The sequence below is a fragment of the Leptothrix ochracea genome (assembly GCF_041083635.1).
GTDB lineage: Bacteria > Pseudomonadota > Gammaproteobacteria > Burkholderiales > Burkholderiaceae_C > Sphaerotilus > Sphaerotilus ochraceus.
This window is the reverse complement of the sequence record NZ_JBFPHB010000013.1, coordinates 50322-76506: the sequence shown is the minus strand read 5'-3', so window position 1 is coordinate 76506 and position 26185 is coordinate 50322. Positions and strand designations below refer to the sequence as shown.

Sequence of the window (26185 nt, the reverse complement as noted above, 5' to 3'; positions counted from 1 at the left end):
CAAAAGTGGGGCGTCGCCCCTTCGTCGAGGCATTTATGCACGTTTAAGCCTCAAGGAGCCCCCCCGAGGGGGGCGATTTGTTGCATCCAGGGGATGGCTTTACTGACGCTCACTGACAGTTATGGCAGTGCTCTGACACAATCGGCGACCCATGAAAAGAGGTGTCAGATGCCTGGCGTGAAGTTGTTGCCCGAGTTGGTGTCATACCTAGAAGGGCTCGCCGAGCCGCATATCTTGTTTGATCGCCAGTACCGCATCCTTGCGGCCAACGCGGCGTATCGCAAGCAGTTCAGTCCCGAAGGCAGTGTGGTGGGCCGGACGTGCTACGAGGTTTCGCACCACTTCAGCGTGCCCTGCGATCAAGCGGGTGAATGTTGCCCTTTGGCCAAGGCCCGTAGTTCGGGACAGCGTGAGCGCGTCTTGCATTTGCACCACACGCCCAAGGGCGAGGCCTACGTCAACATTGAGTTGTTGCCCTTGCGCAATGCCGAAGGCGAGATGGCGTACTTTGTCGAAAAAATGGAAGCCGTGCGCACCGTGTCGTCAGCGACCGCAGCGGCAGCTGGATGGGAGCTGGTGGGGCGTGCCCCGGCTTTCCAGCGCATGTTGCAAAAGGTGGCCCGCGTGGCCCCGAGCGAGGCCACGGTGTTGCTCCAAGGGGAGTCGGGCACGGGCAAAGAATTGGTGGCGCGTGCGGTGCATGCCGCCAGCCGCCGGGCACACAAGCCGCTGGTGGTGCTGGACTGCACCAGCTTGCCCGAACATTTGTTTGAGAGCGAGCTTTTCGGTCACGAGCGAGGCTCCTTCACCGGGGCCACCCATCAAAAGCAAGGTCTGGTGGAATCAGCGAGCGGGGGCACGCTGTTTCTCGACGAAGTCGGCGAGATTCCGTTGCCGATGCAGGTCAAGTTGCTGCGCTTGCTTGAATCCGGCACGTACCGCCGGGTTGGTTCGACGGAGTGGCGTCACGCCGATATTCGGGTCATCTCCGCCACGCATCGTGATCTGCGCGACATGGCTTCGCAGAATCTGTTTCGCTCCGATCTCTATTTCCGGCTCAGTACCTTTCCGATCCACTTGCCGCCGCTGCGTGAACGTCGTGAGGATCTGGCCCTGCTGGTCCCCGCATTGCTGGCACGCCTGCGGCGCGATGGGCCGGTGACGCTGGCTCCCGCCACGCTCGAACTGCTGTCGGCCTATGATTTTCCCGGCAATGTGCGCGAATTGCGCAACTTGCTTGAGCGCGCCAGCTTGCTCTGTGATGGTCCGGTGCTGGAGCCGCACCACGTTGAAGAAGCCCTGACACCTGAGTTCAGTCGCGCTGCCCGTGAAGCGGTGAGCCCCCCACCCGCTTCGCCCAGCACCGTGCCACCCGCCGAAGCAGCCGTCCCGCCACGCTCCTTGCACGATCTCAGCCGCGATCTTTTGCGCGCTGAAGTCTTGGCGCATCGCGGTAGCCGTGCCGAACTGGCCCAGCGTTTAGGCGTCAGTGAGCGGACCTTGTATCGGCGTTTGAAAACCCTAGAAGGCAAGCCCGATTGAGCATGTGGGGTCCGTGTTGAAAGTCGACATGACTGGCCAGGCGATTCATGAGGGAGGATATCGACCCGTTTTCGATGTGGTGCATGGACAGGCGGGTGAAAGTGGCCCCAAAACTGTTAAGCGTGCGCTTTCCGTGGTGGCTTGAAAAGTCCCATGTCGGGGCCTTGTTGATGCAAGTCTAAGTCGGCTCGGATACTCCGTTGAAAAAGGCCAAGGCTGCTACAAGGGACCGTGAGTGTGGCCTTGACGTTTTCTGAAGGAGTCACCATGAACAAATTGCTGATCGTTTGGGTTTTGGCGATGGGGTTGCCGTGGCTTGCAGCTTGTGGCGGCGGGTCTTCGGGTGGTTCTTCCTCTGGAGGCGGGACGACGAACACCAGCACCGTCAAAGGTGTGGGCATGCCGGGCAGTGTCTCGGTGGTGACAGCCACCACCCACTGAAGGGGCATGATCATGAAGCTGCGTCTTACCCGTGTGGCGTCTGCGGTGGCTTTGTTGGGGCTGGCCTCGCCCTTGATGGCGGCACCTGCCGATACCGCCTCGCCGTACTACACCGATCCCCAAAACGTCTATGTCCAAGACGCCACCTCGGATGGGGTCAATCAGCTCAACATGGTGCTTTGCATCATGAACGCGATGCGCCCAGCCGAGATGCTGGACCAAAAGGGCACTGCTGCTGCCGATGGCAGTGTGAGTGTGCTCTACAGCGCTTTGGTGGATCAGAACAAGTGCGACTCGTCCAAGCGTGCCAACGCCAGCAACTCCACGGCAACGTCTTCGGCAGCCGAGGCCACGCCGTCCTATATGAATGCGGTGGTCAACGTTTCTCGGGCCAGCAACAGCGCGCCGATGATCGCCAAGGTTTGGTTGAGCTTCAACAACGGCAACGGCATGCCCGTGACGGTGGATGTGCGTGTTGCGGCCAGCCAGTCGCCGACCGATGTGCCGCCGTATGGGGTGTTTCGCCTCGACTACGCGGGTCAGTCGGGTGGGCTGCAAATGTTCAATGGCTTTATCGACTCGTCCGCCGGGGCCATCAGTTACTTCGAGCGCAACACCGAGCCGGGCAATCCTTTGCGGGTTAACGGTTTGACCATGGCGGCGGCGTCCACCACGTCGGGTGCTGGGACCATGGCGGTCAATGGCACAAGTTTTGATTTCGCCTATGACAGTGCGCTCTTTCGGCGCAGCGACACCGCCAACGATGTGTGTTTCAACCGTTCCATCGCTCAGGCGAACAAATCCGTATGGAGCTACGGCACGTACGACGCTGTCACGGGTGCGCGGGTCGATACGGTCCATCCAGGCTTTCCGATCGTGGCGACCAAGACGGCTGACGGCAGCAAGGTCTACGGTTATGCCGGCTACTGGGGACTCAACCTCCAAGGGGTGGATCTGGGGGCTTTGCCCGACGGCTTGGTCAACGGCTACACCATCACCGATCAGCGCCCCAACAACACCAACGTCTACAGCCTCTCCAAGGTCAGCGGTAAGCTGACACAGTGGAGTCAAGGCAGCACCACGCTGGATGCGGTGGACGGTATCCCGATGTTTTTCTGGGGCAACCTGAGTGATCCCACGAACCCGCAAGCCAGCCTGACGGATAACCCGTCGGTCACAGGCTTCAACACATGGCAGGCCCATTGGGACAAAACCACTGCGGCGGTTTATGTGACGGGCAAGCAGAGTTGCAACCCCACGGGGTGTGTGGTGGCCTCGGTCACTCCAGCTGCCAAGATCGGCGCGGCTGCCTTGGCGGGTATGCCGCTTTCGGGGTGGTCGGATGCGGTGGGTGGCAATGTGAACGTGCCTTCGACCGGCGTGGCCCATGTGGGGACGGATGCGGTGACGTACTACACCCAAAACGTAGTGTTGCCTGGCAGTGCCGGTGCCCCCACCGATTTTTACTGCATGAGCAATTGCCCCACGGCTGCCTCGCTGGCTGCGTTCACCGGCATGAATGGGCCTTTTGGCAGCGGTACCGGGCAGCAGTGGATGTACGGTGCGCAGTCGGTGCATTACACCTTTGACGGCTCGGGTCTGAAAGAGTCGGGGGCTCCGGTGACGGACACCAACCCCAGTCACTTCTCGTCCCAATACATGGGGGGCGTGATGACGGGTCGGTTGTTCACCGCACCGCTGACGTCATGCACACCGCCCTACATGGGTATGTCGGCAACGGTTTGTGAACCGCAAGCACCCGCCACGTACTACACGTGGGAAACGGGTGTGCAGTCGTGGAATCAATCCACATGGCTGACGCGCACCAGCAATGCCCAAGTGATGAGTTTCGACCCGCCACGCAACATCCAGTACCCAATCAGTGCCACGGATGACCCCACCGGGGTTTGGGTGGGCAAAACCATTCAGTTGCAGTTCAACGGTTTTGGCAACCTGTTTGGCATTCCCGGGAGTTGTGTGAATCCGGTGGATAACCAGCCGGCCCCCTGTGATGGCGGCAACGTGCGTTTTGTGCCGGTCTTTGCGTTGACGGACGGCGCCACGATGACTTTGCCGGGCATGGCGGGTGCTGCCAGCACGCCGCTGATCGTGAAGGCACTGAACGCGGAAGTTCGTCTGGGCAAGACCACGCCGAGTGCTTGTGCCGGGCTGGCGTTGAACCCGCAGACGTTGCCCTCAGCCGCCAGCCTGCATGACCCAAGCAGTGCCGCCGATCCCTTCTACATCGGCTCTCAGCCCAGTGTCAGCGGTGGCTTTGGCGTCATCCATGGTGTGATTCAGTGAGTCCGTGAGGACCGCGTGCTGCAAGTACGCTGCGTCGTCTTTGCCGGGCTGATCAGCGTGGCGCTGCATGCTGCCATGCTGATGCATCAGCCCTTTTTCACCTCTTCTCCCTCGGTGTCTTTGAGGCATGGTGTGTTTAAAACGAGGGTCGTGCGTGCTGTACGGATGCCGGCTCCCCTGCCACCACGTCCGCGGATGAGGGGGCGGCGGACTCGTGCGGGGCCCGTTGTTCCTGTACCCCCTCCGGTGGCCTCAGCGCCTGTGATCTTGCGTGCAGAAGATGTTGTGCCGGTCGCCGTGTTTCGGCCGCCGTCGCACCTCACCGGCATGGGCATGTCCGGTGAGCTTGCTTACCGGGCGTATGTGGAGGCGCAGCAGCGCGTAGCACGGGTCCAAGCCTTGGGTCAGCAACTCGCCCAAAGCCACCGAGATCTGGCGATAAGCCTGCCTTATCGCATCGATTGCATCCAGCCGTCAGCGGCTGATGACCTTGTTTGTGATCCGCGACCCGATGAGACGGTCCGCCCTCAAATTGAGCAACTCTTGGCGCTTGCCGTGCAGGCACATCACCTCGGACTGCTTCCATCTCGCCTGCACTTTGAATTCGATGCCGATCGAAGCCTCTCGATTCAACTTTACGCGGAAGGTGTCAGCGACTTGACTCGGGCGCCGTAAGGGCAGTACCCCGGCTTGGGTCCCACCTGAGGATGCTTGCGGCACGTGTTGGGGCGCTGCTCGTAGACCGTGCAACGGCGGGTTTGGGCGTCAAGAAACTGGCAATCGCCGTTGGCGCGCCGGGCCATGGTGAAGAGGCCATCTTTGTGGTTGTAGCGCTCGACCTGTCGAGACTTGACCAGACGCCTAGCGATGAGGCGAGGTTCTTCGTGTTCAGCTTCAAAGGGATCGACCAGCCCCAAGCGCACGAGGTCAGCGAGCCGGATCTCGACCGGCATGGTGCAGCAGTTGGCCGCGCAGCTGTCGCACAGACCCTGCCGATAGCGGGTCCAAGTTTCCAGTCGATCAACATCGACGATGTGAATCGAGGATCTCATGGCTCGGTTCGAAGAACTCCATGGCTTTGCACAAAGCAAAACGCCAACCCCGGAGGATTGGCGTTTTGCTTGATTTTGGTGGCCAAGGGCGGAATCGAACCACCGACACGCGGATTTTCAATCCGCTGCTCTACCGACTGAGCTACTTGGCCAAAACAGAGGCGGAATTGTAGCCCGAATTTTTACGATTTACCGAAATTTCTCAGCAGGTATGAAAAAAATGCTCAGTGACCACTCCGGCGACTGCGGGAGAGGTCCACCCCGAGCTGCTTGAGCTTGCGATAAAGATGCGTGCGCTCTAGGCCGGTGCGCTCGGCAACGCGGGTCATGCTGCCGTTTTCGGTGGCCAAGTGAAATTCGAAATAGGCCTTTTCAAAGGCATCACGGGCCTCACGCAGGGGCTTGTTGAGCACGAAGCGCTGTTCGTAGGCCGGGCCTGTGCTGCTTACGGCTAAGGGGATGGCTTCATTCAAGCTTTCCAGTTGCGCCGCCGCATGGATGTTCCCTGCGCCGGAGAGGGCGGGCATAGGCTGGGGTGAGGTTGCGGCGTGGCTTGTCCCTTCAGCCCCGCCGAGGCCTGTGGCCCGTTCGGCTGCGTGGAAGGGGGTCGAATAGTTGGGCGTTGCGGAACCACTGGATCCGGCCGCCGTTGGGGTTGTCACGCTCGACGCAGCGGGTGACGGTACAGCGGCTTTCTGGCTGGCTTTGGCCAAGCTGTGCTCGACGGCCCGCAAGAGTTTTTGCAGCGTGATGGGCTTTTCAAGAAAAGCAATCGCACCATATTTGGTGGCTTCGACCGCTGTATCGATCGTGCCGTGTCCTGACATCATGATCACGGGCATGTTGAGCGGCGAGGGACCCGCGCCCCATTCCTTGAGAAGTGTGATGCCATCGACATCGGGCATCCAGATGTCGAGCAGCACCAAGTCAGGCCGTTTGAGCTCCCGGATCGTGCGCGCTTGGGCGGCGTTCTCAGCCAGCTCTACGGCATGCCCCTCGTCCGTGAGGATTTCGTACAGCAGGGCACGGATGCCCAGTTCATCATCGACGACAAGAATAGTGGCCATGGATTTCAGGAAGCCCGTGGGCCGGTAATCATGGTTGCAGGGTTAGGAGGCGAGGTCTCTTTCGAAGCAGGTGCACCGAGGACCGAACGAACAAATGTTATCGAAACTTGGGCGCCATTTCCCGTGAATTCGCCACCAAAAGTACCTATCTCGTCACCAAGATTTTGAATTCTTACACGTGCCCCATGTTCTTCGGCGATTTTCTTGACCACCGCCAGACCGAGTCCCGTGCCCTTGGGTTTTGTGGTGACGTAAGGCTCAAAAGCGCGTTTGAGCACCTTGTCGGTGAAGCCTGGGCCGTTGTCGATGACCTTGAGTCGCACCGATCGAACTGCGCCATGCTCATCGTTGACGATCTCCGTGCGAACCATGACACGGCCCTCGTTCCGTTGGGCCACGGCGTCCAAGGCGTTTTGCACCAAGTTATGGATGACTTGACGAAGTTGGGTGGTGTCGCCTTGGATGGTGGGTAGATCCGGGGTGGTTTCTGCGCGCAGCAAGCCCGTTTCGAGGGCGTTGCCGTACAGCCCCAAGACTTCTGCCACCAACGCATTCAAGTCGAGGGGGGTCAGATTGGCGGAGGGCAGGCGGGAGTAGTCGCGGAACTCGTTGACCAGTTGTTTCATGGACTGGACTTGCGCCACGATGGTGGCAACTGACTTCACCAGCAACTGTCGATCCGTGCCTTCAAGGCGGTTTTCCAGCTTGTGCTGAATGCGCTCCGCCGACAGTTGAATGGGGGTCAGGGGATTCTTGATTTCGTGGGCCAGACGGCGGGCCACTTCGGCCCATGCCACGCTGCGTTGGGCCGAGACGACGTCGCTGATGTCATCGAAAACGATCAGCCGAGTTTTGCTGGGCAAGGAAGCGCCGCGAACAAGCAGCGTCAGCACATCGTGCTCGGCTTGAGATTGAAGCTCCAGCGAGTCCTGCCAGTGATCGGGGTCGGTGCTGTCAGGGTCATGAGTGTGGGCGTGGGCGGTGAAATGGTGTTCGATGGCATGGGCGAGTCCGGCGAGTCCGGGGATGTGGTCGAGCCGTTGCCCGCGCCACGTTGATCCCGTTGGAGCGCGCAGGATACGCAAGGCACCCGGGTTGACTGTATCGATGTGTCCTTCCAGATCGAAGACGATCACACCTGCTGTGAGATTGTCGAGAATGGTTTGCAAATGCGTGCGAGCGCTTTCCAGTTCAGTCAGGCTGGTGTGAAGCTGCGTGCGTGCATCATCGAGTTGTTCCGTCATGAGCGCGAACGAACGTGTCAGACCGCCAAGCTCATCACGTGAAGCAAAGACGGCCTTGGGGCGTAGGTCACCTTGGGCCACTTGGTTGACGCCCTCGGCCAAGAGCAGCAAGGGTCGCGCCAGTTGTTGGCCCAAGGCAGCGGCCATCAGCAAGGCACAAAACAGCGCCAAGATCAGGGTGAGCGTCAGGGTGCCGATGTACATCTTGCGCAGCCCCATCCGCCCCAGCATGCGCTGCTGATATTCCTTGTAGGCGGAGGCTACCGCCAGGGCATTGGTCGCCAGTTCCACCGGAATTTGCTGCGTCACTTGCAAATAGCGTTCATGGCTGTCGTCCAGAGCAAAGGTGCTCGACGCAATCCATGCCAAGGCTTGAATGCGTGCACGCACTGGCGCGGGTTGGAGGCCTGTTGCATTGTCGGGGTCGTGTTCCTCCAGCCCCTCCACACTGGTTTGGACGCGTAGCGACTGGGCTTGGCGCATCTGGCTGGGCGTGGGGCGTGGAGGGGTGACGTGATGTTCGAGCGACCCATGGGCGGAGGCCAAAACCTGACCGTTGTCCGACAAAAGCATCACGTCGTCGGCCCCCAGTTGTTCTCGTATGCGCTCCAAGGAAATCACTTGCTGCGATGCCGGCATCTCGGCCAAGCGATCGGTGGCTAGGCGTGTTTTGTTGGCCAAGCCACTGCTGAGAACCTGCAAGCTGGTGCGGCCAAGGCTGAGTCCAGACTCCAAGGCCTGTTCAATCTCGACGTCAAACCAGCTCTCGATGCTGCGGGAGACGAACTGATAGGACACTAGATAAATCAGGGTGCCTGGAACCGCACCCACCAAGGCGAAGGTGGCGGCCAGCTTCAGCAGCAGGCGGCTGCCGAATTGCCCCTTGCGTACCCGCCTTATCAGACGTACCCCCGTGATGACAACCGCCACACCAAGGATGGCGGCCACGCTGATATTGATCGTGAGGAGCCAGTCGAAGTGGCGTTCGTAACGGGCTAGATTCTGAGTGGCGATGGTCAGCAGGAAGATCAATGCCAGTGCCGCAGTCAGCGTGGCACCCAGCACCATCAACCCGATCCAGCGTGTCGAGCGGATGGGCATCATGGGCAGAAAGAACAAGGTTGGAAAACCCGATCAGTGGGGTGAAGGCCCCACATCCAAGCTGCGTTGGACGTGGAGGTGCCATTCGCGTTGCGCGCCGATGCTGAGTTGCAAGGGCCGCGGAAGTTGGGTGGCATCAAGGCGGTAAGAAAACTCGATATTCAGCGGACCCTCGTCCACCAGCATAGGGGGTTCATTGAGGCGCCAGTTTTTACTGCGTTGCAGTGTTTTCAAGGCCTCCGCCAAAGTCGCATAGGTCTGCGATAAACCGCCAAGATGAACGCGGTAGTTCATGGTGAGCGGTTGATAACTCAGACGCCATACCCGCCGCGCTTTGAGCAAGGTGCGATCAAACCAGTACCAGCGGGAGAGTTGCACCTCCGCTTCGGCCACGAAGTACAGCGACACCCCTTTCTGCAGCGCCTCTTCCACGCTGGGGGCTAATTCAAAGCGGGTGTCAAAGCTCACATCAAGATTGCCGTCTTGCCGGTGCGCTTCGATGTGCTGGAGTTCGATGGCTTCTGAGCGGGCTTGCGCAGGTGCTGGCGCACCCAGAAGTCCCAAGGTCAGTCCGATCCATACGCACAAGACGAAACCGACCATGAGCCCGCGCCGATGAGGGCTGGCTCGGCGCTCGGTCCAAGAAGGCTCGGGGCTCGCGGGCACGTGAAAGGCATCATCAGATCGAAGGGCCGGCGGCGCCGGGTTTGTCGAGCCGCGCGTAATAGAAACCGTCACCGGCTTCTGAACAATTTTTCACGGACCCACTGACATTCTCACCGAGTGGCAGTCGGTGTCCGGGGGCCGGCCGCCGGATTGCGTGGGGGGTCCGTTGCAAAAAAGCGTCAATTTGATCGGCGCCTTCGGCTTTGAACAGCGAGCATGTGGCGTAAACCAGACGCCCACCCGGTGCGAGGAGGGACCATAGGGTGTCCAGCAACCGAGCTTGGGTCCGAACCAGCGTGGTGATGTCGGCGGGACGACGCAGCCAACGGATATCGGGGTGTCGGCGCACGATGCCCGAGGCGCTGCATGGCGCGTCGAGCAAGATAGCATCGAAAAGTCGGCCATCCCACCAAGGGGTCGGTTCGGCTGCGTCGCCAGCTTGCAGCGTGGCGTGCAGGTTCTGGCGAGCGAGCGTCTGCGCTACTTTGACCAAACGTTCCCGGTCCACATCCAACGCGAGAAGGTCCAGCGTTTGGAGTTCCAGCAGGTGTGCTGTCTTGCCGCCGGGTGCGGCACAGGCGTCCAAGACCCGTGCACCTGCGGGAAGGGCATCAGCGCCTTCTCCCAAGAGCAGCGGTGCCGCCAGTTGGGCTGAAAGATCTTGGACAGAGACGTGGCCTTGATCAAATCCAGGCAAACGATGCACTGGCACGGCTTGGTCGAGCACCAAGGCATGCGAACCGGCGATCTTCGCTGTGATTCCGATATGGGCCAGTTGTTCGGCATAGCTGGTGGCATCACCATGCCGGGCATTGACGCGCAAGGTCATGGGCGGCTGGACGTTGGCGGCCTCAAGGAGGGCTGTCGCATGGGTGGGCCAGTCACGTCGGACTTTGTCGATCCACCAGCGGGGATGTTGATAGCGAGCGACGGGATCTTCGGCCTGAAGCTGTGCCACCAGCAGATGACGTTCGCGCAAGAAGCGGCGCAAGACAGCATTGATAAAGCCCGCGCTCCCCGGTTGGCGCTGGCGCACGCACTCGACGGCTTGATCGACCAGCGTGTGATCGGTGTAGGGCTGTGGCTGTGTGGTGCTGGGCCAAAGCAAGGCCAAGGCGGTGATCAGCACGCTGTCCACGGCCGGTGGCGGCGCTTTGGGCACCAGTCGGTTGCGGACGGCTTCGGCACCACCGGCGTGACGCAAGGTGTGAAAACTCAGGGCCTGGGCCCCGGGGCGCAGCTCCGCTGGACAGGTTTGGAGCGCATCGGTGAGTGAGCGGCCGCAGCGAACTGCCTGCAAAAGGCGTGCAGCTTGATCCAGCAGCGTGGAGAGTGCTGGGCCGTTGGCAGGGGTAGGGGGGGTAGAGGTTTTGGCAATCACCCGCCCGAGTCTAAGGGGAGACCCAGGGTGACTCAGATGAAGGCGGCTTCGAGCGCTGTTGGCAGGGGGGTATCGATCAGGCGACAAGCGATGCGCAGGGCTTCGGCCGCATTGGGGTTGAGCTCGGGGTCGCCGGACGGTTTCGTGGGCAGGCAGTCGAGCCATGTCTTGGCGATCAATGGGCGCAAGTTCTTCGACAGCGCTTGAAGCTCGAACAGGGCATTCACCAGTTGATCGACGTCCGGCGTTTGAAACGCCGTCGGGCGGCTCAACGGTTGCGGCCAAATCTGCGCGATCACTTGGTGGTACCACGCTAAACCTGCGGCGTGGATATCCCCGGTGGCCGATGTTTCCGGGTGCGGCACCAAGCGAGCCAGATAAGCCGTCCACTCGGCCCAAGCCTTTTTTTGGTGCGAGTCCATGCGTTTCACCCCCTCAATGATGGGCAAGCGCGAAGGCACATCGAGGCACGTTCGTGGCGGATCATCGGCGTACGTGAGATGCCGTATCAAAAGCCAGTGCAGGCGATCCAAGGGGCCCACCCGACCGTCGGCGCACATGATGCGGCGGGCGCTGAGCCGGATTTGTGAACGGCTGTGCGAGGGTTCACGGGCCAGATGTCGGAGCAAGGCTTCCAGCACGGGAACGCGGCTCATGGGGCTGAGGCGTGTGGCTTGGGTATGCAAGGTCGTGGCGGTTGCGACTTGCGCGGTTTCTTCCGACCAGCATGCATGTTCCAAACGACTTCCTGGCGTCAGGATCAGTGCCAACACGGCGGCGCGGATCTGCTGATGGTCTTGAAGTCGCAGCAACGTCGCACGGGCGGTCGCTTCTCCGGGCCGGTGCCAAGGTTGGGCACGGGCGGACTGCCGATGAATACTTTGAACGACGGAGGTCGGATGAAACATGCCTCCAGTGTCTACACAACGATCGGTATGAAATTACCAATTTTTTACAAAACGACCAACATCCTCAAAAACGTCACGAAACCGCCATCACCTCCGCGACGGGCTTAGTGGGCGTGTCGTGGTGTTCGCAACACCAAGACACTGACGGGGTCGAAGCGGAACAGGTTCGCGATCACCGCTGTGGGTAAGGGTTGCAGGGCGTCGTGGTACGCCGAAGCTGCTGCGTTGTAGGCCTGTTGAGCCGCATGGATGCGGGTTTGCAGCGCGATAAAGGGTGTGACTTGTTCGACCCACGAGCTACCCCCAAGTTGTTCCTGCCAATGAACCAAGGCTTGACTCAAGGCACCTTCGGCGAGGTCCATTTGCCGGACAGGGCCAGCGACCAGCGAGCGCGGTGCAGCGACTTGGCAGGATGCCCAAGCATGACGATGCGCTGCCAAAACGGTTTCGGTGGCCTGTTGGATGGGTGCGGGCATCTCGGCGTTGACACGCACGATGGTGTCAACCAAGGTGTGGCGCTCTTGGAGTTGTGCAATCAATCCTGCAAAAGCCTGTGCAATGGCGTTGCGCAGGCGAACGAGGCGGATGTAAGCCGCCAAAGTCCAGAAGGTCCAAATCACGCCGAAGGTGATCACGACAATCAGTCCAGTACTCATACTTCACTCCGTTGGCTCTGGGTTTTGATCTCCCCCGGCTTGACGGAACGTGAACTTGTAACTTAATTCTTACTTTTTTGATGTTCGAACGGCGCGACTTTAACGCAGCCAAATATCGATTGGCTTAGGAAAATTCAGGGTGCTCGCTGCGCCACCTCGAATGGGTGGGGTCTTTCAAGCGGTCAGCCACGCTTCGTACCCAGTGGCTCGTAAAACGCAGGCTGGGCATGTGCCACAACCCCAGCCCCAAGGATGCTGATGGCTCCGGTCACCCAAGTAGCACGTGTGGGTGTGGTCGATGATCAGGGCGTTCAAAAGGGGGCCTCCCAGCCCATCGGACAGTGCCCACGTCTCGGCTTTGGTCAGAAACATCAGCGGCGTTTCGATCGTCATCGGCCCATCCAGCCCGAGCGAGAGTGCGACTTGCAGCGCTTTCAGGGTGTTGTCGCGACAGTCCGGGTAGCCGGAGTAATCGGTTTCGCACATCCCGCCCACCAAGACTGAGGCCTCGCGTCGATACGCCAAGGTGGCCGCAAAGCTCAAGAAGAGCAAGTTTCGACCCGGTACAAAGGTGTTGGGTAGACCGTTGGCCTGCATCTCAATGGCCCGCTCATCGGTCATGGCGGTGTCCGAGATTTGGCTCAGCAGTCGCAAGTCCAGAACGTGATCCTCACCGAGCCGATCACGCCAAGCCGGGAACTGCGCGCGCAACTCGCGCAGCACGTTCAGTCGGCATGTCAGTTCGACGTGATGGCGCTGACCATAGTCGAAGCCGAGGGTTTCGACATGGTCAAAGCGGTCAAGGGCCCAAGCGAGGCAGGTGGTCGAATCTTGGCCGCCGGAGAACAGCACCAGTGCCTTGCGCTGTGAAAGAGGAGTGGTCGTGCTCATGGGGTGCCATGGTATGTTCCGCCGACCATCGATTGGGAGCTTCTTATGAAGAAATCGCGCATCTTGTGGGCTGTCATGCCCATGCTTTGGCCGGTTTGGGTGCAGGCTGACACCCGTGCCGAGACCAGCCGTGTGGATCAGGTCTTGGTGTATCCCGGTGGGGCGACGGTCGAGCGTGTGGTCGCGGTGAAAGCCGGGCAGAAGGAGTTGCATCTGAATTGTCTGAGTCAGTATTTCGACCCAGACTCCCTCCAAATTCAGCCTGCCCCGGGTCTTAGTTTGGGCGCGATATCGATCCGAACGGTGGATCGCGTCAGCATGCCCGAGTGCGCCAACACCCCCCTGGATAAACGCATCACTGAGCTTCAAGATCAGCTCGATAGGGTCGGAGCTGAGATCGGTGCACGCGAGCTCGGGATGGGCTATCTGAAAAACTATCCACAAACCACGACGCCATCCTCGGTCGCGACGCTCACGGCCACCATGGAGGCCTTGCGCAAAAGTGCCATCGACAGTGTTCCGCCGTACCTCGCCCTGACCAAACGCCAGAGTGAACTCAAGGCGCAGCTGGTGCCGCTGGAAGCTGAGCGGAACAAGTTGCATAAAACCAATCCCAAACTGCGCTCACTGACGGTGTTGATGGCCGCCACGCGGGATGCAGAGGTACGCCTCAGTTATCGAACCTCGCACGCGAACTGGGTGCCGGTGTATCGCGCTTATCTGGAGACGACGTCCGGCCAGCTGCGGCTGGAGCGACATGCGCAGCTGTCCCAAGCCAGTGGTGAAGATTGGACCGATGTGAGGCTGCGGCTTTCGACCACGCGGCCAAGTGATGCCCTCCGCATGACGCCACCCCGCCCTTGGAACGTGGATCTCTTGACCCCGCCATCCCACCGTGATGAGGATGCCTACCATCCCCTAGCTACCGGGGCGATGGCTCCGCCCACATCGATGAAGCTGTCGAGCCCGAATGTCATGGGAGATGCGCCCTCGTTGGACGATGAGGGGGTTGCCTCTGTGCAGATGATTGAAGGTGAATTTACCGCCGAGTTTGATGTTCCAGGCCGGCCGTCAGTGGCGGCGGATGGGCAGCAAATTGTGCTCAAGCTGGGCGAAGTGATGCTGTCATCCAAGGTGATGGCCCGGACACAACCCTCGGTCGAAGACAAGGCCTACTTGGTGGCGGAAAGTGCTCGGCCGGACGGGATTTGGCCTCCGGGGCCGGTGCAGCTGTTCCGGGACGGTGCCTTTGCCGGTCAGAATGACTTGCGCATCGCCGATCAAGAGCAGCTCGATCTCTTCTTTGGTCACGATGAGCTGGTGCGTGTCAGTGTGGAGCCTGAGCAGCGCCATGCGGGGGCGGCGGGCTTCATCGGTACTCGCACCGAGAGAAAGATCGGTCGGGTGTATCGGATTGAGAACCTGCACCAGCGCCGTTTTGCTGTGCAAGTGCTGGAAGCCGCGCCGGTGTCGCGTCATGAGGACATCAAGGTGCAGGCCCAGCTTCAACCCAAGCCGGCCCTGGAGAGCTGGCGCAAGCAACCCGGCGTGATGGCTTGGGAGCTGACGATGGAGCCCAAGGCGGTGCAGCGCTTCAGCGCTGACTATGTCCTCAGCTATCCCAAGGAAGCGACGATCCTCGGCCTGCCCGGCCAATGATCCGCCGCTTGATCGCGTGCTGCGCTTAGCTGCGCACTTCGCCCTGACCGAGCACCACGTATTTGAGCGAGGTCAGGCCTTCGAGTCCCACAGGGCCTCGGGCGTGGAACTTGTCGGTGGAGATGCCGATTTCTGCGCCCAAGCCGTACTCAAAGCCGTCGGCAAAGCGTGTGCTGGTGTTGACCATCACGCTGCTTGAATCGACCTCGCGCAAAAAGCGCATGGCGTTGGGGTGGTTGGTGGTCAGGATGGCGTCGGTGTGGTGCGAGCCGTAGCGGTTGATGTGATGGATCGCCTCGTCAAGATGCGCCACCACCTTCACGCTGATGATCGGAGCGAGGTACTCCTCCGACCAGTCGCTTTCCACCGCGTCAAGCACCTTGGCCCCCGGTACGCCGCTCAGAATGGCCTTGGCCGCCGGACAGCAGCGCATTTCCACGCCCTTGGCGGCGAAGATGGCACCGATCTCGGGCAGGAAACGTGCCGCCTGCGCGGTGTGTACCAGCAAGGATTCGGTGGCGTTGCAGGGGCTGTACTTTTGGGTCTTGGCGTTGTCGGTGACCTTGAGCGCCAAAGCCAGATCGACCTCGGCATCGACGTAGGTGTGGCAGTTGCCGTCCAGATGCTTGATCACCGGCACCTTGGCCTCAGCGCTGATGCGCTCAATCAAGCCCTTGCCACCGCGCGGGATGATCACATCGACAAATTCGGGCATGGCGATCAGGCGGCCGACGGCGGCGCGGTCGGTGGTCTCGACCAGCTGCACCGCTGTGGCGGGTAGACCGGCATCGACCAAGGCCTGTTGCACCAGTTGCCACAAGGCGAGATTGGAGTGAATGGCCTCCGAGCCGCCACGCAGCACGCAGGCGTTGCCGCTCTTGATGGCCAGCGAGGCGGCTTCGATGGTGACGTTCGGGCGGCTCTCAAAGATCATGCCGAACACGCCCAGCGGCACGCGCATCTGGCCGACGCTGATGCCGGTGGGACGTTGGCGCACGTGGAGGATTTCACCGACCGGATCAGGCATGCCGGCCAGTTGCTCGCAGCCTTCGGCGACGGTGGCGATCACCTTGGGCGTGAGCTTGAGCCGATCGACCATCGGCTCCGTCAGACCGGCCGCGCGGGCGGCGTCCAAGTCGCGGGCATTGGCGATTTGCAGGGCCGTGATGGCGCTGTCGGTGCGCAACAGTTCGGCCAAACGCAGCAACGTGCGGTTCTTGGCCGCTGTCGAGGCCTTGGCCATGGCCGTGGCGGCGGTGCGCGCCGCACGACCAAGGTGGTCCATGTAGGCGGGGATGTCTTGAAGGATGTCGGGCGTGGCATTCATGGCCGGCATTGTGGCCCGGAATCAGGCCCCAGATAATGGCGCCCATGCTGAGAATCACCGAACTACGCCTGCCCCTGAATCACCTTGAGACCGAGCTGCGGCCCGCCATCGTGGCCCGTCTCGGGATTCCGGACGCGCTATTGAGCACCTTCACGGTCTTCAAGCGCAGCTACGACGCGCGCAAGAAAAGCGCCATCGTCTTGATCTACACCATCGACTGCACCTTGAGCACCGAGGCTGATGAGGCCGCCGTGTTGGCTCGGTGGGCCACCGATGTGCACATTCGCCTCACCCCGGACACCGACTATCGCTTTGTCGGGCACGCGCCAGCGGACTTTCAAGCCGAGGACCGGCCACGTCCGGTGGTGATCGGTTTTGGGCCGTGTGGCCTCTTTGCGGCGCTGATTCTGGCGCAGATGGGGCTGCGCCCGATCGTGCTGGAGCGTGGCAAACAGGTGCGCGAACGCACCCAAGATACATGGGGTTTGTGGCGCAAGAAGGTGCTCAACCCGGAGTCGAACGTGCAGTTCGGTGAGGGGGGGGCCGGTACCTTCTCGGACGGCAAGCTCTACAGCCAGATCAGCGATCCGCGTCACCTGACGCGCAAGGTGCTGACCGAATTCGTCAAGGCGGGCGCACCGGAGGAAATCCTCTACGTCGCCAAGCCGCACATCGGCACCTTCAGGTTGGTGAGCATGGTGGAAAAGATCCGCGCCGACATCGAAGCGCTGGGCGGCGAGATTCGCTTTCAGCAGCGCGTGACCGATGTGCTGATCGAAGACGGCCATGTGCGCGGTCTGACCGTGGCCAGCGGCGAAACCTTGCGCGCCGATCATGTGGTGCTGGCGCTGGGCCACAGTGCGCGCGACACCTTCGAGATGCTGGCCGAGCGTGGCGTCTACATGGAAGCCAAGCCGTTTTCGATGGGTTTTCGCATTGAGCATCCCCAAAGCATCATCGACAAAGCGCGCTTTGGCCCCAATGCGGGCCATCCGATCTTGGGGGCCGCCGACTACAAGCTGGTGCATCACGCCAAGAACGGCCGTTCGGTGTACAGCTTTTGCATGTGCCCGGGCGGTACGGTGGTGGCCGCGACCTCTGAGCTCCACCGCGTGGTGACCAACGGCATGAGTCAATACTCGCGCAACGAACGCAACGCCAACGCTGGCATCGTGGTCGGACTGTCCCCCGAGGACTATCGCCAAGACCGGGGCGGCAGTGGGGTGGTCGATCCGCTCGACGGCATGCGGTTTCAGCGTTTCTGGGAGTCGCGCGCCTTTGAACTCGGTGGCGGCACCTATGAAGCGCCGGCGCAGTTGGTGGGCGACTTCCTCAAAGGCCAAGCCAGTCGAGTGTTGGGCAGTGTGGAGCCGTCTTACAAGCCGGGCGTGCATCTGACGAATTTGGCCGAACCGGGTCGGGGCAGTTTGCCGCAGGCCTCCTTGGAGGCGATTCGCGAGGCATTGCCGGCCTTTGAGCGCCAGATTCGGGGCTTTTCGATGCCGGATGCGGTGCTCACCGGCATTGAAACGCGCACGTCCTCGCCGCTGCGTATCACCCGGGGTCGGGACTATCAAAGCCTGAATGTGCGCGGTCTCTATCCTGCTGGCGAAGGCGCTGGCTATGCCGGCGGGATCATGTCCGCTGGGGTCGATGGCATTGAAGCGGCTGAAGCGCTCGGGGCCGAGATGCTGCGTGGGATTGCGGCGATCTGACGCAAGGCCTGCTCGAAGACTTCCACCGGCTGGCCCCCGGAAATCAAGTGCCGGTCATTGATGATGACGGCTGGTACCGAGCGGATGCCTTGTTGTTGATAAAAGGCTTGCGCTTGGCGCACTTCGTCGGCGAAGGCGTGGCTGCTCAACACGGCCTGAGCCGCCTCGACATCCAGCCCGATCTCGCTGACCAAGCGCCGCAGCACCGCGTGATCGCCGGGGTTCAGGCCCTCGGTGAAATAGGCCGCAAACAGGGCGTGTTTAAGCTGGAGCTGCGCCGCAGGCGATTGCAAACCGGCCCAGTGCAGCAGTCGGTGAGCCTCAAAGGTGTTGTAGATCCGGCTGCGCTTGCCTTGGCTGAAGGTGAAACCGAGCGCCGCACCGCGTTGGCGGATGCCCTCGGTGTTGGCGGCGATCTGTTCGGCGGAGATGCCGTATTTGTGCGCCAAGTGCTCGACGATGTCTTCGCCTTCGGCCGCCATTGCTGGGTTGAGCTCGAAGGGCTGAACATGCAGCGTGGCTTGAATGTGAGGGGCCACGCGCCTGAGCGCTTGTTCAAGCGCGTGCAGCCCGATGGCGCACCAAGGGCAGGAGATATCGGAGACGAGATCGATTTTCATGCGCAATGTTCAAGCTGTGCTGCTGGGGAATCCGTGCGGATTCTGGCTCTGCCAGCGCCAGCTGTCGATGCACATATCGTCCAAGCCGCGTGTGGCTTGCCAACCGAGCAGTTCACGGGCGCGGCTGGGGTCGGCGTAGCAAGCGCCGACATCGCCGGGGCGGCGGGCGGTGATGTGGTACGGCACGGCGCGGCCACTGGCGCGCTCGAAAGCCCGCACCACGTCGAGCACGCTGTAGCCTTGGCCCGTGCCGAGGTTGACGGTGAGCGACGGCTTGTCGGCCAGCAGATGGCGCAATGCCGCCACATGGCCTTCGGCCAGATCCATCACGTGGATGAAATCGCGCACGCCTGTGCCGTCCGGGGTGTCGTAGTCCCCGCCGAAGACATGCAGCCGCTCGCGCTTGCCAACCGCGACTTGGGCGACGTAGGGCATGAGGTTGTTGGGCACGCCGCGTGGGTCTTCCCCGATTTGGCCGCTGGGGTGCGCGCCCACCGGATTGAAGTAGCGCAGGTAAGCGATGCGCCAGCGTGGGTCGCAGCGTTCGAGTTCGCGCAGCAACTGTTCACCCAGCAGCTTGGTCATGCCGTAGGGATTGGTGGCAGACAGCGCGGCGTCTTCGGTGATGGGCAAGCGCTCAGGCGTGCCGTAGACCGTGGCCGAGGAGCTGAACACCAGCTTGAAGACACCTTGGTGTTGCCCGGCCTGCTTTTGCATGGCTTGCGCCACATTGACCAAGCCGCCCAAGTTGTTGCGGAAGTATTCCAGCGGCTGCGCCACCGACTCACCCACCGCTTTGTGGGCGGCGAAATGCACCACCGCGTCCACCGGGTGTTTGGCAAAAATCGTGGCCATGGTTTGAGCGTCGCAGACATCGCCTTGCTCGAAGACTGGAGCCTCGCCCAGCAATTCGGCCAAGCGGCTCAACACAGCGGGTGAGCTGTTGACGAAGTTGTCCACACCGACGACCTTGAAGCCGGCTTGCTTCAGGGCGATCCAAGTGTGGGAAGCGATGTAGCCGGTCGCGCCGGTGAGAAGGATGGTGGTCATGGTGATGTTGAAAGCGTCTGGCCCATTCTGGCAAAGCCAGCCCGGGGGAATGTGTCGGTGTGTCAGCACATATCGGGGCAAGTGTGAACAGCCACCTACAATTTGCGGATGTTGCAAAACCTCCTTGAATCCGTGGTGCCCACCTTGGGCCGCGAAGCCCTGACCCGCATCACGCTGTTGCTCAACCACATCGTGTTGGCTGAGCCTGAAGCCACGCGGCGGCTGCAAGCCCATGTTGGGCGCGGTGTGCGTGTGGAGTGGCCCGCAGGAGGGCCAGCGTGGTTGCCGCCGCCACCCGCAGGCGCTTGGCATGTCACGCCCGCTGGGTTGTTTGAACTCGATGAGCCCGGCGAGGCCTCGGAGGGTTTGGTGGTGCAGCTCGATGCCAAGGCGGTGCTGGCGTGGTTGATGAGCGGCCGCAGCGGCCCGCCCCCCATGGCGATTCAAGGCGATGCGGTCTTTGCCGCTGAGGTGGCTTGGCTGGCGCAAAACCTGCGCTGGGAGATCGAAGAAGATTTGGCAGGCTTGATCGGCGATGCGCCGGCGCATCAACTGATGCGTTTGGGCCGAGGCTTTGTGGATGCCTTGAGTCGGGCGCTGCCCTTCTTGCGTCGTGGCATGCCACCCAGTGCTTCATGAAGCGCGCCTTTCGACTGGCCCGCATTGGTTGGGTGTTGCTGCGTCATGGCGTGGACCAGATGGCGCTGTCCTCGCTGGACTATCCCTTGTTGCGTGTGCTGGCCCGCTTGGCCTTGATCGGTCGGCGCAAGCAAGCACCTCGGGGTGAGAGGCTGCGGATTGCTTTCGAGCGCTTGGGGCCGGTGTTTGTCAAATTTGGTCAAGTGCTTTCGACGCGGCGGGATTTGTTGCCGCCCGATATCGCCGATGAGTTGTCCAAGCTCCAAGATCAAGTGCCGCCGTTTCCGGGCGAACAGGCTCGGGCGCTGATCGAGGGTGCTTTTGGGCGGCCCATCGACGCTGTTTTTGAGCAGTTCGATGCCGAACCGATTGCCAGCGCGTCGATCGCGCAGGTTTACTTTGCGCGACTGCACGGCGGGCGCGAGGTGGCGGTCAAGGTGCTGCGACCCGGCATGCTCAAGGTGATCGAGTCTGATCTGGGTCTGCTGCGCACGGCAGCCGGGTGGGTCGAGCAAGTCTCGCAAGACGGTCGGCGCTTGCGCCTGCGTGAGGTGGTGGCCGAGTTCGACAAGTACCTGCACGACGAGCTTGATCTGGTGCGCGAGGCAGCCAACGCCGCCCAATTGCGGCGCAACATGGCCGGTCTGGATCTGGTTTTGGTGCCCGAGATGGTGTGGGATTACTGCACGCCGCAGGTGCTGGTGATGGAGCGCATGAAGGGCGTGCAGGTCAGCCAGATTGAGCGTCTGCGCGCAGCGGGCGTCGATATCCAGAAGCTGGCCCGCGACGGGGTGACGATTTTCTTCACGCAGGTGTTTCGCGACGGTTTTTTCCACGCTGATATGCACCCGGGCAACATCCAAGTCAGCCTAGAGCCGGCGACGTTCGGGCGCTACATCGCGCTGGACTTTGGCATCGTCGGCACGCTGGATCAGCGCGACAAGGATTACCTCGCGCACAACTTTTTGGCCTTTTTCCAGCGTGACTATCGCCGGGTGGCTGAGCTGCACATTGAATCCGGTTGGGTGCCGCCCAACACCCGGGTCGATGAGCTCGAAGGGGCGGTGCGGGCGGTGTGCGAGCCGCATTTCGACCGTCCGCTCAAAGACCTTTCTTTGGGTCAAGTGCTGTTGCGGCTTTTCCAAACCTCGCGCCGCTTCAACGTCGAGATCCAGCCGCAGCTCGTGCTGCTGCAAAAGACCTTGCTCAACATCGAGGGCTTGGGCCGGCAGCTCGACCCTGAGCTTGATCTGTGGAGCACCGCCAAGCCTTTCCTTGAGCGCTGGATGAACGAGCAAGTCGGTTGGCGTGCGCTGCTTCATCACCTCCGGGACGAAGCACCGCGCTACGCCAAGTTCTTGCCCGCTTTGCCGCGCCTGATGCACGAAACCTTGTCCCTGCAAACCGGCAAGGGCCGGGGTCAAAACGAAGAGGCGGTGATGACGGCCCTGTTGCTTGAGCAGCGTCGCACCAACCGACTGCTGCTGGCGCTGATCTCGATCGTGATGGGCTTTGTGCTGGGGGCTGTGATCGTGCGCTTTGTGCTTCATGGGCACGGTGGGCTCGGTCTGCCGTATTGAATTTTTCGAGGCTTTGAGGGCCGACCCTATGCTGCTGACGCTTGTTTTTGTCTATCTGTTGGGCACGATCACCATCGGCCTGTGGGCTGCCCGGCGGGTGAAAAACACGGCCGACTTCGCCATCGCTGGGCGACATTTGCCCTTGGCGATGATCGTCACCACCACCTTTGCGACTTGGTTTGGGGCGGAAACGGTGCTCGGTATCCCGGCCAAGTTCGTCAATGGCGGTTTGGGCAGCGTGGTGGAAGATCCCTTTGGGGCGGGCACTTGCCTGATCTTGGTCGGGGTGTTTTTTGCCGCCAAGCTCTATCGCATGACGCTGCTGACCATCAGCGACTACTACCGTGAACGCTACGGGCGCAGCATCGAGGTGCTGTGCTCGTTCATCATCATCCTGAGCTACCTTGGCTGGGTTTCAGCCCAAGTCACCGCGCTGGGGCTGGTGTTCAACTTGCTCTCCGGTGGCAGCATCAGCGTGCCCGTGGGCATGGTGTTGGGCACGGTGTCGATCTTGGCGTACACGCTGTTTGGCGGCATGTGGTCGGTGGCGGTGACCGACTTCATTCAGATGATCATCTTGGTGGTGGGCTTGTCGATCATCGCCCTGTTCGCTGCCGATCAAGCCGGTGGGGCGCACCGGGTGGTGCAGCTGATGGTGGACAAGGACATGTTCCGCTTTTTGCCGGAGCCGACCTTCGAGCAGATCACAGCCTTTGTCGCGGCGGCTGTCACGATGATGCTGGGCTCCATCCCGCAGCAAGACGTGTTCCAGCGCGTCATGTCGGCCAAGAATGAGTACGCCGCCACCCGGGGGCCGGTGATTGGCGGCTTGAGCTACATCCTGTTTGCCTTTGTGCCCATGTTCATCGTCACCAGTGCCTTGCTGATCATGCCCGAGCAGGCTGGCGCGCTGATGAAAGACGACCCGCAAAAGGTCATCCCAACGTTGGTGATGGAGCGCATGCCGTTTGCGATGCAGGTGCTGTTCTTTGGCGCTTTGCTCTCGGCCCTCAAATCGACCGCTTCGGCCACCTTGCTGGCGCCCTCGGTGACGTTTGTCGAAAACATCTGGCGCCAGTTTTTCCCCCGGCAAAGCGATCGCGAGGAGCTTTTGACCATGCGGGTGGCGGTGCTGGTGTTCAGCGCGTTGGTCTGTACCTACGCCATTGTTTTGCAAGGCACCTCGATCTACGAGATGGTGTCGAGCGCCTACCAAGTCACCCTCGTTGGGGCCTTTGTGCCCTTGGCCGCCGGGCTTTATTGGTCCCGGGCCACGACCCAAGGCGCGGTGCTGTCGATCGTCTTGGGTTTGGGCACGTGGGCTCTCGGGCTGGGTGTGCCCAGCGCCTTGTCCGGTTTCCCCCCGCAGCTGGTGGGCTTGGTCATGGCGGTGATTGGGATGGTGTTGGGTTCGCTGGTTCCGCCGTGGGGCTCTCGTATACTCGCGCGCTTGTGGATGGTTTGATTCAAGGGGTTGGGATGCCGATCTATGCTTATCGATGCGGTGCCTGCGGGCACGCCAAGGACGTGTTGCAAAAGCTGTCTGATCCTGTGCTGACCCTCTGCCCAGCTTGTGGCGCCGAGGCGTTTGCCAAGCAAGTGACGGCGGCAGGTTTTCAGCTCAAGGGTTCTGGCTGGTACGCGACGGATTTCCGCCATGGTTCGGGCACAGCTGCTTCGACCACGGCCGTGGCCAGCCCATCGGCTGATGCTGCGGCACCCGCAGCAGCGCCCACAAGCAGTGCTTCTTCCGAGGCTGCTGCTGCGCCTGCGACGCCCTGTGGCGGTTCGTGTGCTTGTCACTGAACGGACCCTGTGAAGAAATACATCATTGCCGGCCTGCTGGCTTGGTTGCCGTTGGCCATCACCGTTTGGGTGCTGCGTTGGGTCATCAACCTGCTCGAAAGCGTCTTTGACGTTTTGGTGCAGGGTGCGGCGGCGATCCTGCCCTTGAGTACCCACGATGTGCTTCATCAACTGGTGGAAATTCCTGGCGTGGGCGTGGCGATTTTGCTGTCGTTGCTGCTGCTGACGGGGATCTTCGTCACCAACTTTGTGGGGCAATGGTCCTTGCGGCAGTGGGATGCGCTGGTGTCACGCATCCCCATCGTCAAGTCGATCTACACCTCGGTCAAGCAGGTTTCGGACACGCTGTTTTCGTCCAGCGGCCAAGCTTTTCGTGAGGCGGTGTTGGTGCCTTATCCGCACGCGGGCTCGCTCACCATCGCTTTTGTGACCGGGCGTCCGAGCGGCACGGTGGCGGAACATCTGGACGGGGAGTACGTCAGTTTGTATGTGCCAACCACGCCCAATCCGACCTCGGGATTTTTCCTCATGATGCGGCGCGCCGATGTCATCCCGCTCGCCATGAGCGTCGATGAGGCTCTCAAATACATCATTTCCATGGGCGTGGTTGCGCCGACGGCCGAGGGTCTTGCCTCCGCGCCGCAGACCACCCGCCCCGCCGGCCTCTGAGCCCGGCGTTCCTTAGCCAAAGAGATCTGTTTCATGCGTACTTGCTATGCCGGCCTTGTCAGCGAAGCGCTGACCGGTCAGACCGTCACCCTCATGGGTTGGGCCCACCGTCGTCGTGACCACGGCGGCGTGATCTTCATCGACTTGCGCGACCGCGAGGGCTTGGTGCAGATCGTCTGCGACCCCGACCGCGCCGAGATGTTCAAGACCGCCGAAGGCGTGCGCAACGAGTTCTGTCTCAAGATCGTCGGCTTGGTGCGTGCTCGGCCCACTGGCACCGAAAACGCCAATCTGATCAGCGGCAAGGTCGAAGTGCTGGCCCATGAGGTCGAGGTGCTCAACCCCAGCGTCACACCGCCCTTCCAGCTCGACGACGACAACCTGAGCGAGACCACCCGTCTGACGCACCGTGTGCTTGATCTGCGTCGCCCCGCGATGCAAAAGAACATGATGCTGCGCTACAAGGTGGCGATGGAGGTGCGCAAGTTCCTCGACGAACACGGCTTCGTGGACATCGAAACCCCGATGCTGACCAAGAGCACCCCGGAAGGTGCGCGCGATTACCTCGTGCCCAGCCGTGTGCATGACGGCCATTTCTTTGCCCTGCCGCAGTCGCCGCAGCTGTTCAAGCAGCTGTTGATGGTGGCCGGTTTTGACCGCTACTACCAGATCGTCAAGTGCTTCCGTGACGAAGATTTGCGTGCGGACCGTCAGCCCGAATTCACCCAGATCGATATCGAAACCTCGTTCCTGACCGAGGAAGAGATCCGCGCGATGTTCGAGGGCATGATCCGTCACGTCTTCCGCAAGGCGTTGAACGTCGAGCTGGGCGACTATCCGGTGATGGCTTACGGCGAAGCGATGCACCGCTTCGGCTCCGACAAGCCCGACCTGCGCGTCAAGCTCGAATTCACCGAGCTGACCGACGTCATGGGCACGGTGGACTTCAAAGTCTTCTCGACGCCGGCCACCACCAAGGGGGGCCGCGTGGTGGCGCTGCGCGTGCCCGGCGGCAGCGCGATGAGCCGAGGCGAGATCGACGGCTACACCGAGTTCGTCAAGATCTACGGCGCCAAGGGCTTGGCGTGGATCAAGGTCAACGATGCGGCCAAAGGTCGTGACGGTCTGCAATCGCCTATCGTCAAGAATCTGCACGACCAAGCGATTGCTGACATCCTCAGCCGCACCGGCGCGCAAAACGGTGATTTGCTGTTCTTCGGCGCTGACAAGGCCAAGGTGGTCAACGACGCCATCGGCGCGCTGCGCCTGAAGGTCGGTCACAGCGAGTTCGGCAAGAAGAACGGCCTCTTTGAAGACCGTTGGGCCCCGCTGTGGGTGGTGGACTTCCCGATGTTCGAGTACGACGAGGATGACAACCGCTGGAACGCGGTCCATCACCCGTTCACCGCGCCGAAGGACGGCCATGAAGACTACATGGACACCGATCCGGGCAAGTGCATCGCCAAGGCCTACGACATGGTCTTGAACGGCTGGGAGCTGGGCGGCGGCTCGATCCGTATCCACCGTGCCGAGGTGCAAAGCAAGGTCTTCAGCGCCTTGAACATCAGCAAGGAAGACGCCCAAGTCAAGTTCGGCTTCTTGCTCGACGCGCTGCAATACGGCGCGCCGCCGCACGGTGGCTTGGCCTTCGGTCTGGACCGCATCGTCACCATGATGACCAAGGCGGAATCGATCCGCGACGTCATCGCCTTCCCCAAGACCCAACGCGCCCAGTGCTTGCTGACCGGCGCGCCGAGCTTGGTCGATGAAAAGCAACTGCGCGAATTGCACATCCGCTTGCGCAATGCAGCCATGGCGGCTCAAGGCTGAGCACTCGCCTCCCCCCAAAAAAGCGCGGTTCAAGCCG

Annotated in this window: 23 protein-coding genes and 1 tRNA gene; 12 read left to right on the top strand and 12 right to left on the bottom strand. The window is 61.3% G+C overall.

Annotation, left to right across the window (positions count from 1 at the left end; all coding sequences use genetic code 11):
• Positions 1 to 168: 168 nt before the first annotated feature.
• From AB3X39_RS05865 to AB3X39_RS05850, 4 genes are all read left to right on the top strand, one after another.
• Entirely contained in the window at positions 169 to 1542 is a 1374-nt protein-coding gene (locus AB3X39_RS05865) for a sigma-54 interaction domain-containing protein (RefSeq protein WP_369416418.1), read from the top strand.
• Positions 1543 to 1809: 267 nt separating this feature from the next.
• Positions 1810 to 1983 carry a hypothetical protein gene (locus tag AB3X39_RS05860; protein ID WP_369416417.1) on the top strand — a complete coding sequence of 58 codons (174 nt, stop codon included), beginning with the start codon at positions 1810 to 1812 and terminating at the stop codon, positions 1981 to 1983.
• A 12-nt stretch (positions 1984 to 1995) separates the two neighbouring features.
• Positions 1996 to 4287 carry a hypothetical protein gene (locus tag AB3X39_RS05855; RefSeq protein WP_369416416.1) on the top strand — a complete coding sequence of 764 codons (2292 nt, stop codon included), beginning with the start codon at positions 1996 to 1998 and terminating at the stop codon, positions 4285 to 4287.
• A gap of 246 nt (positions 4288 to 4533) precedes the next feature.
• Positions 4534 to 4962 carry a hypothetical protein gene (locus AB3X39_RS05850; RefSeq protein WP_369416415.1) on the top strand — a complete coding sequence of 143 codons (429 nt, stop codon included), beginning with the start codon at positions 4534 to 4536 and terminating at the stop codon, positions 4960 to 4962.
• On the opposite strand, the gene AB3X39_RS05845 is transcribed toward AB3X39_RS05850, so the two are convergent.
• The 9 genes from AB3X39_RS05845 to queC form a co-directional block, all read right to left on the bottom strand.
• Entirely contained in the window at positions 4923 to 5339 is a 417-nt protein-coding gene (locus AB3X39_RS05845; RefSeq protein WP_369416414.1) for a YkgJ family cysteine cluster protein, read from the bottom strand. The two genes, AB3X39_RS05850 and AB3X39_RS05845, sit on opposite strands and share 40 nt — an antisense overlap.
• A gap of 76 nt (positions 5340 to 5415) precedes the next feature.
• A tRNA-Phe gene (locus AB3X39_RS05840) sits at positions 5416 to 5491 on the bottom strand.
• A gap of 72 nt (positions 5492 to 5563) precedes the next feature.
• Positions 5564 to 6406 (bottom strand): sigma-54-dependent Fis family transcriptional regulator, encoded by an 843-nt coding sequence (locus AB3X39_RS05835; RefSeq protein WP_369416413.1) that lies wholly within the window; start codon positions 6404 to 6406, stop codon positions 5564 to 5566.
• 5 nt (positions 6407 to 6411) lie between these two features.
• Entirely contained in the window at positions 6412 to 8751 is a 2340-nt protein-coding gene (locus tag AB3X39_RS05830) for a sensor histidine kinase (RefSeq protein ID WP_369416412.1), read from the bottom strand.
• A 33-nt stretch (positions 8752 to 8784) separates the two neighbouring features.
• On the bottom strand, positions 8785 to 9354 hold the full coding sequence (locus AB3X39_RS05825) for a DUF4390 domain-containing protein (RefSeq protein ID WP_369416411.1): 570 nt from the start codon (positions 9352 to 9354) through the stop codon (positions 8785 to 8787).
• A gap of 76 nt (positions 9355 to 9430) precedes the next feature.
• Positions 9431 to 10798 carry a 16S rRNA (cytosine(967)-C(5))-methyltransferase RsmB gene (gene rsmB / locus AB3X39_RS05820; protein ID WP_369416410.1) on the bottom strand — a complete coding sequence of 456 codons (1368 nt, stop codon included), beginning with the start codon at positions 10796 to 10798 and terminating at the stop codon, positions 9431 to 9433.
• Between the two features lie 32 nt (positions 10799 to 10830).
• Positions 10831 to 11706 (bottom strand): hypothetical protein, encoded by an 876-nt coding sequence (locus AB3X39_RS05815; protein WP_369416409.1) that lies wholly within the window; start codon positions 11704 to 11706, stop codon positions 10831 to 10833.
• Positions 11707 to 11810: 104 nt separating this feature from the next.
• Positions 11811 to 12362, bottom strand: a complete 552-nt coding sequence (locus AB3X39_RS05810; RefSeq protein ID WP_369416408.1) for a hypothetical protein — start codon at positions 12360 to 12362, stop codon at positions 11811 to 11813.
• Between the two features lie 174 nt (positions 12363 to 12536).
• Positions 12537 to 13253, bottom strand: a complete 717-nt coding sequence (gene queC, locus AB3X39_RS05805) for a 7-cyano-7-deazaguanine synthase QueC (protein ID WP_369416407.1) — start codon at positions 13251 to 13253, stop codon at positions 12537 to 12539.
• A 45-nt stretch (positions 13254 to 13298) separates the two neighbouring features.
• Here queC and AB3X39_RS05800 point away from each other — a divergent pair, with 45 nt between their 5' ends.
• Positions 13299 to 14912 (top strand): DUF4139 domain-containing protein, encoded by a 1614-nt coding sequence (locus AB3X39_RS05800; RefSeq protein ID WP_369416406.1) that lies wholly within the window; start codon positions 13299 to 13301, stop codon positions 14910 to 14912.
• 25 nt (positions 14913 to 14937) lie between these two features.
• On the opposite strand, the gene AB3X39_RS05795 is transcribed toward AB3X39_RS05800, so the two are convergent.
• The gene (locus tag AB3X39_RS05795) at positions 14938 to 16197 is read right to left on the bottom strand and encodes a glutamate-5-semialdehyde dehydrogenase (RefSeq protein ID WP_369416473.1); all 1260 of its coding nucleotides are present in this window, start codon (positions 16195 to 16197) and stop codon (positions 14938 to 14940) included.
• 86 nt (positions 16198 to 16283) lie between these two features.
• Between AB3X39_RS05795 and AB3X39_RS05790 the strand changes: the two genes are divergently transcribed.
• Positions 16284 to 17954, top strand: coding sequence for an NAD(P)/FAD-dependent oxidoreductase (locus AB3X39_RS05790; protein WP_369416405.1), 1671 nt, complete (start codon positions 16284 to 16286; stop codon positions 17952 to 17954).
• Here AB3X39_RS05790 and AB3X39_RS05785 read toward each other — a convergent pair.
• The gene (locus AB3X39_RS05785; RefSeq protein WP_369416404.1) at positions 17861 to 18574 is read right to left on the bottom strand and encodes a DsbA family oxidoreductase; all 714 of its coding nucleotides are present in this window, start codon (positions 18572 to 18574) and stop codon (positions 17861 to 17863) included. The genes AB3X39_RS05790 and AB3X39_RS05785 overlap by 94 nt on opposite strands.
• 9 nt (positions 18575 to 18583) lie before the next feature.
• Positions 18584 to 19624: a UDP-glucose 4-epimerase GalE gene (gene galE, locus AB3X39_RS05780; protein ID WP_369416403.1), complete on the bottom strand. Its 1041-nt coding sequence runs from the start codon at positions 19622 to 19624 to the stop codon at positions 18584 to 18586.
• Between the two features lie 108 nt (positions 19625 to 19732).
• Between galE and AB3X39_RS05775 the strand changes: the two genes are divergently transcribed.
• The 6 genes from AB3X39_RS05775 to aspS are packed head-to-tail and all read left to right on the top strand — an operon-like array spanning position 19733 to position 26148.
• Positions 19733 to 20263 (top strand): hypothetical protein, encoded by a 531-nt coding sequence (locus AB3X39_RS05775; protein ID WP_369416402.1) that lies wholly within the window; start codon positions 19733 to 19735, stop codon positions 20261 to 20263.
• Positions 20260 to 21843, top strand: coding sequence for a ubiquinone biosynthesis regulatory protein kinase UbiB (gene ubiB, locus AB3X39_RS05770; RefSeq protein WP_369416401.1), 1584 nt, complete (start codon positions 20260 to 20262; stop codon positions 21841 to 21843). The genes AB3X39_RS05775 and ubiB overlap by 4 nt, the downstream gene beginning before the upstream one ends.
• Before the next feature lie 28 nt (positions 21844 to 21871).
• Positions 21872 to 23308: a high affinity choline transporter 1 gene (locus AB3X39_RS05765; RefSeq protein ID WP_369416400.1), complete on the top strand. Its 1437-nt coding sequence runs from the start codon at positions 21872 to 21874 to the stop codon at positions 23306 to 23308.
• A 14-nt stretch (positions 23309 to 23322) separates the two neighbouring features.
• Positions 23323 to 23649: an FmdB family zinc ribbon protein gene (locus tag AB3X39_RS05760; RefSeq protein ID WP_369416399.1), complete on the top strand. Its 327-nt coding sequence runs from the start codon at positions 23323 to 23325 to the stop codon at positions 23647 to 23649.
• Positions 23650 to 23658: 9 nt separating this feature from the next.
• The gene (locus tag AB3X39_RS05755) at positions 23659 to 24318 is read left to right on the top strand and encodes a DUF502 domain-containing protein (RefSeq protein WP_369416398.1); all 660 of its coding nucleotides are present in this window, start codon (positions 23659 to 23661) and stop codon (positions 24316 to 24318) included.
• Between the two features lie 33 nt (positions 24319 to 24351).
• Positions 24352 to 26148, top strand: coding sequence for an aspartate--tRNA ligase (gene aspS / locus AB3X39_RS05750; RefSeq protein ID WP_369416397.1), 1797 nt, complete (start codon positions 24352 to 24354; stop codon positions 26146 to 26148).
• The last annotated feature ends 37 nt before the right edge of the window (positions 26149 to 26185 follow it).

Excerpts from the sequence above, each read along its gene's own strand:
- AB3X39_RS05860 (WP_369416417.1), top strand. The coding sequence starts at position 1,810 with ATGAACAAATTGCTGATCGTTTGGGTTTTGGCGATGGGGTTGCCGTGG.
- aspS (WP_369416397.1), top strand. The coding sequence starts at position 24,352 with ATGCGTACTTGCTATGCCGGCCTTGTCAGCGAAGCGCTGACCGGTCAG.
- AB3X39_RS05775 (WP_369416402.1), top strand. The coding sequence starts at position 19,733 with ATGTTGCAAAACCTCCTTGAATCCGTGGTGCCCACCTTGGGCCGCGAA.
- AB3X39_RS05830 (WP_369416412.1), bottom strand. The coding sequence starts at position 8,751 with ATGCCCATCCGCTCGACACGCTGGATCGGGTTGATGGTGCTGGGTGCC.
- AB3X39_RS05865 (WP_369416418.1), top strand. The coding sequence starts at position 169 with ATGCCTGGCGTGAAGTTGTTGCCCGAGTTGGTGTCATACCTAGAAGGG.
- AB3X39_RS05795 (WP_369416473.1), bottom strand. The coding sequence starts at position 16,197 with ATGGACCACCTTGGTCGTGCGGCGCGCACCGCCGCCACGGCCATGGCC.
- ubiB (WP_369416401.1), top strand. The coding sequence starts at position 20,260 with ATGAAGCGCGCCTTTCGACTGGCCCGCATTGGTTGGGTGTTGCTGCGT.
- AB3X39_RS05815 (WP_369416409.1), bottom strand. The coding sequence starts at position 11,706 with ATGTTTCATCCGACCTCCGTCGTTCAAAGTATTCATCGGCAGTCCGCC.
- AB3X39_RS05790 (WP_369416405.1), top strand. The coding sequence starts at position 16,284 with ATGCTGAGAATCACCGAACTACGCCTGCCCCTGAATCACCTTGAGACC.
- AB3X39_RS05760 (WP_369416399.1), top strand. The coding sequence starts at position 23,323 with ATGCCGATCTATGCTTATCGATGCGGTGCCTGCGGGCACGCCAAGGAC.
- AB3X39_RS05825 (WP_369416411.1), bottom strand. The coding sequence starts at position 9,354 with ATGGTCGGTTTCGTCTTGTGCGTATGGATCGGACTGACCTTGGGACTT.
- galE (WP_369416403.1), bottom strand. The coding sequence starts at position 19,624 with ATGACCACCATCCTTCTCACCGGCGCGACCGGCTACATCGCTTCCCAC.
- AB3X39_RS05810 (WP_369416408.1), bottom strand. The coding sequence starts at position 12,362 with ATGAGTACTGGACTGATTGTCGTGATCACCTTCGGCGTGATTTGGACC.
- AB3X39_RS05855 (WP_369416416.1), top strand. The coding sequence starts at position 1,996 with ATGAAGCTGCGTCTTACCCGTGTGGCGTCTGCGGTGGCTTTGTTGGGG.
- queC (WP_369416407.1), bottom strand. The coding sequence starts at position 13,253 with ATGAGCACGACCACTCCTCTTTCACAGCGCAAGGCACTGGTGCTGTTC.
- AB3X39_RS05785 (WP_369416404.1), bottom strand. The coding sequence starts at position 18,574 with ATGAAAATCGATCTCGTCTCCGATATCTCCTGCCCTTGGTGCGCCATC.
- AB3X39_RS05845 (WP_369416414.1), bottom strand. The coding sequence starts at position 5,339 with ATGAGATCCTCGATTCACATCGTCGATGTTGATCGACTGGAAACTTGG.
- AB3X39_RS05835 (WP_369416413.1), bottom strand. The coding sequence starts at position 6,406 with ATGGCCACTATTCTTGTCGTCGATGATGAACTGGGCATCCGTGCCCTG.
- AB3X39_RS05800 (WP_369416406.1), top strand. The coding sequence starts at position 13,299 with ATGAAGAAATCGCGCATCTTGTGGGCTGTCATGCCCATGCTTTGGCCG.
- AB3X39_RS05765 (WP_369416400.1), top strand. The coding sequence starts at position 21,872 with ATGCTGCTGACGCTTGTTTTTGTCTATCTGTTGGGCACGATCACCATC.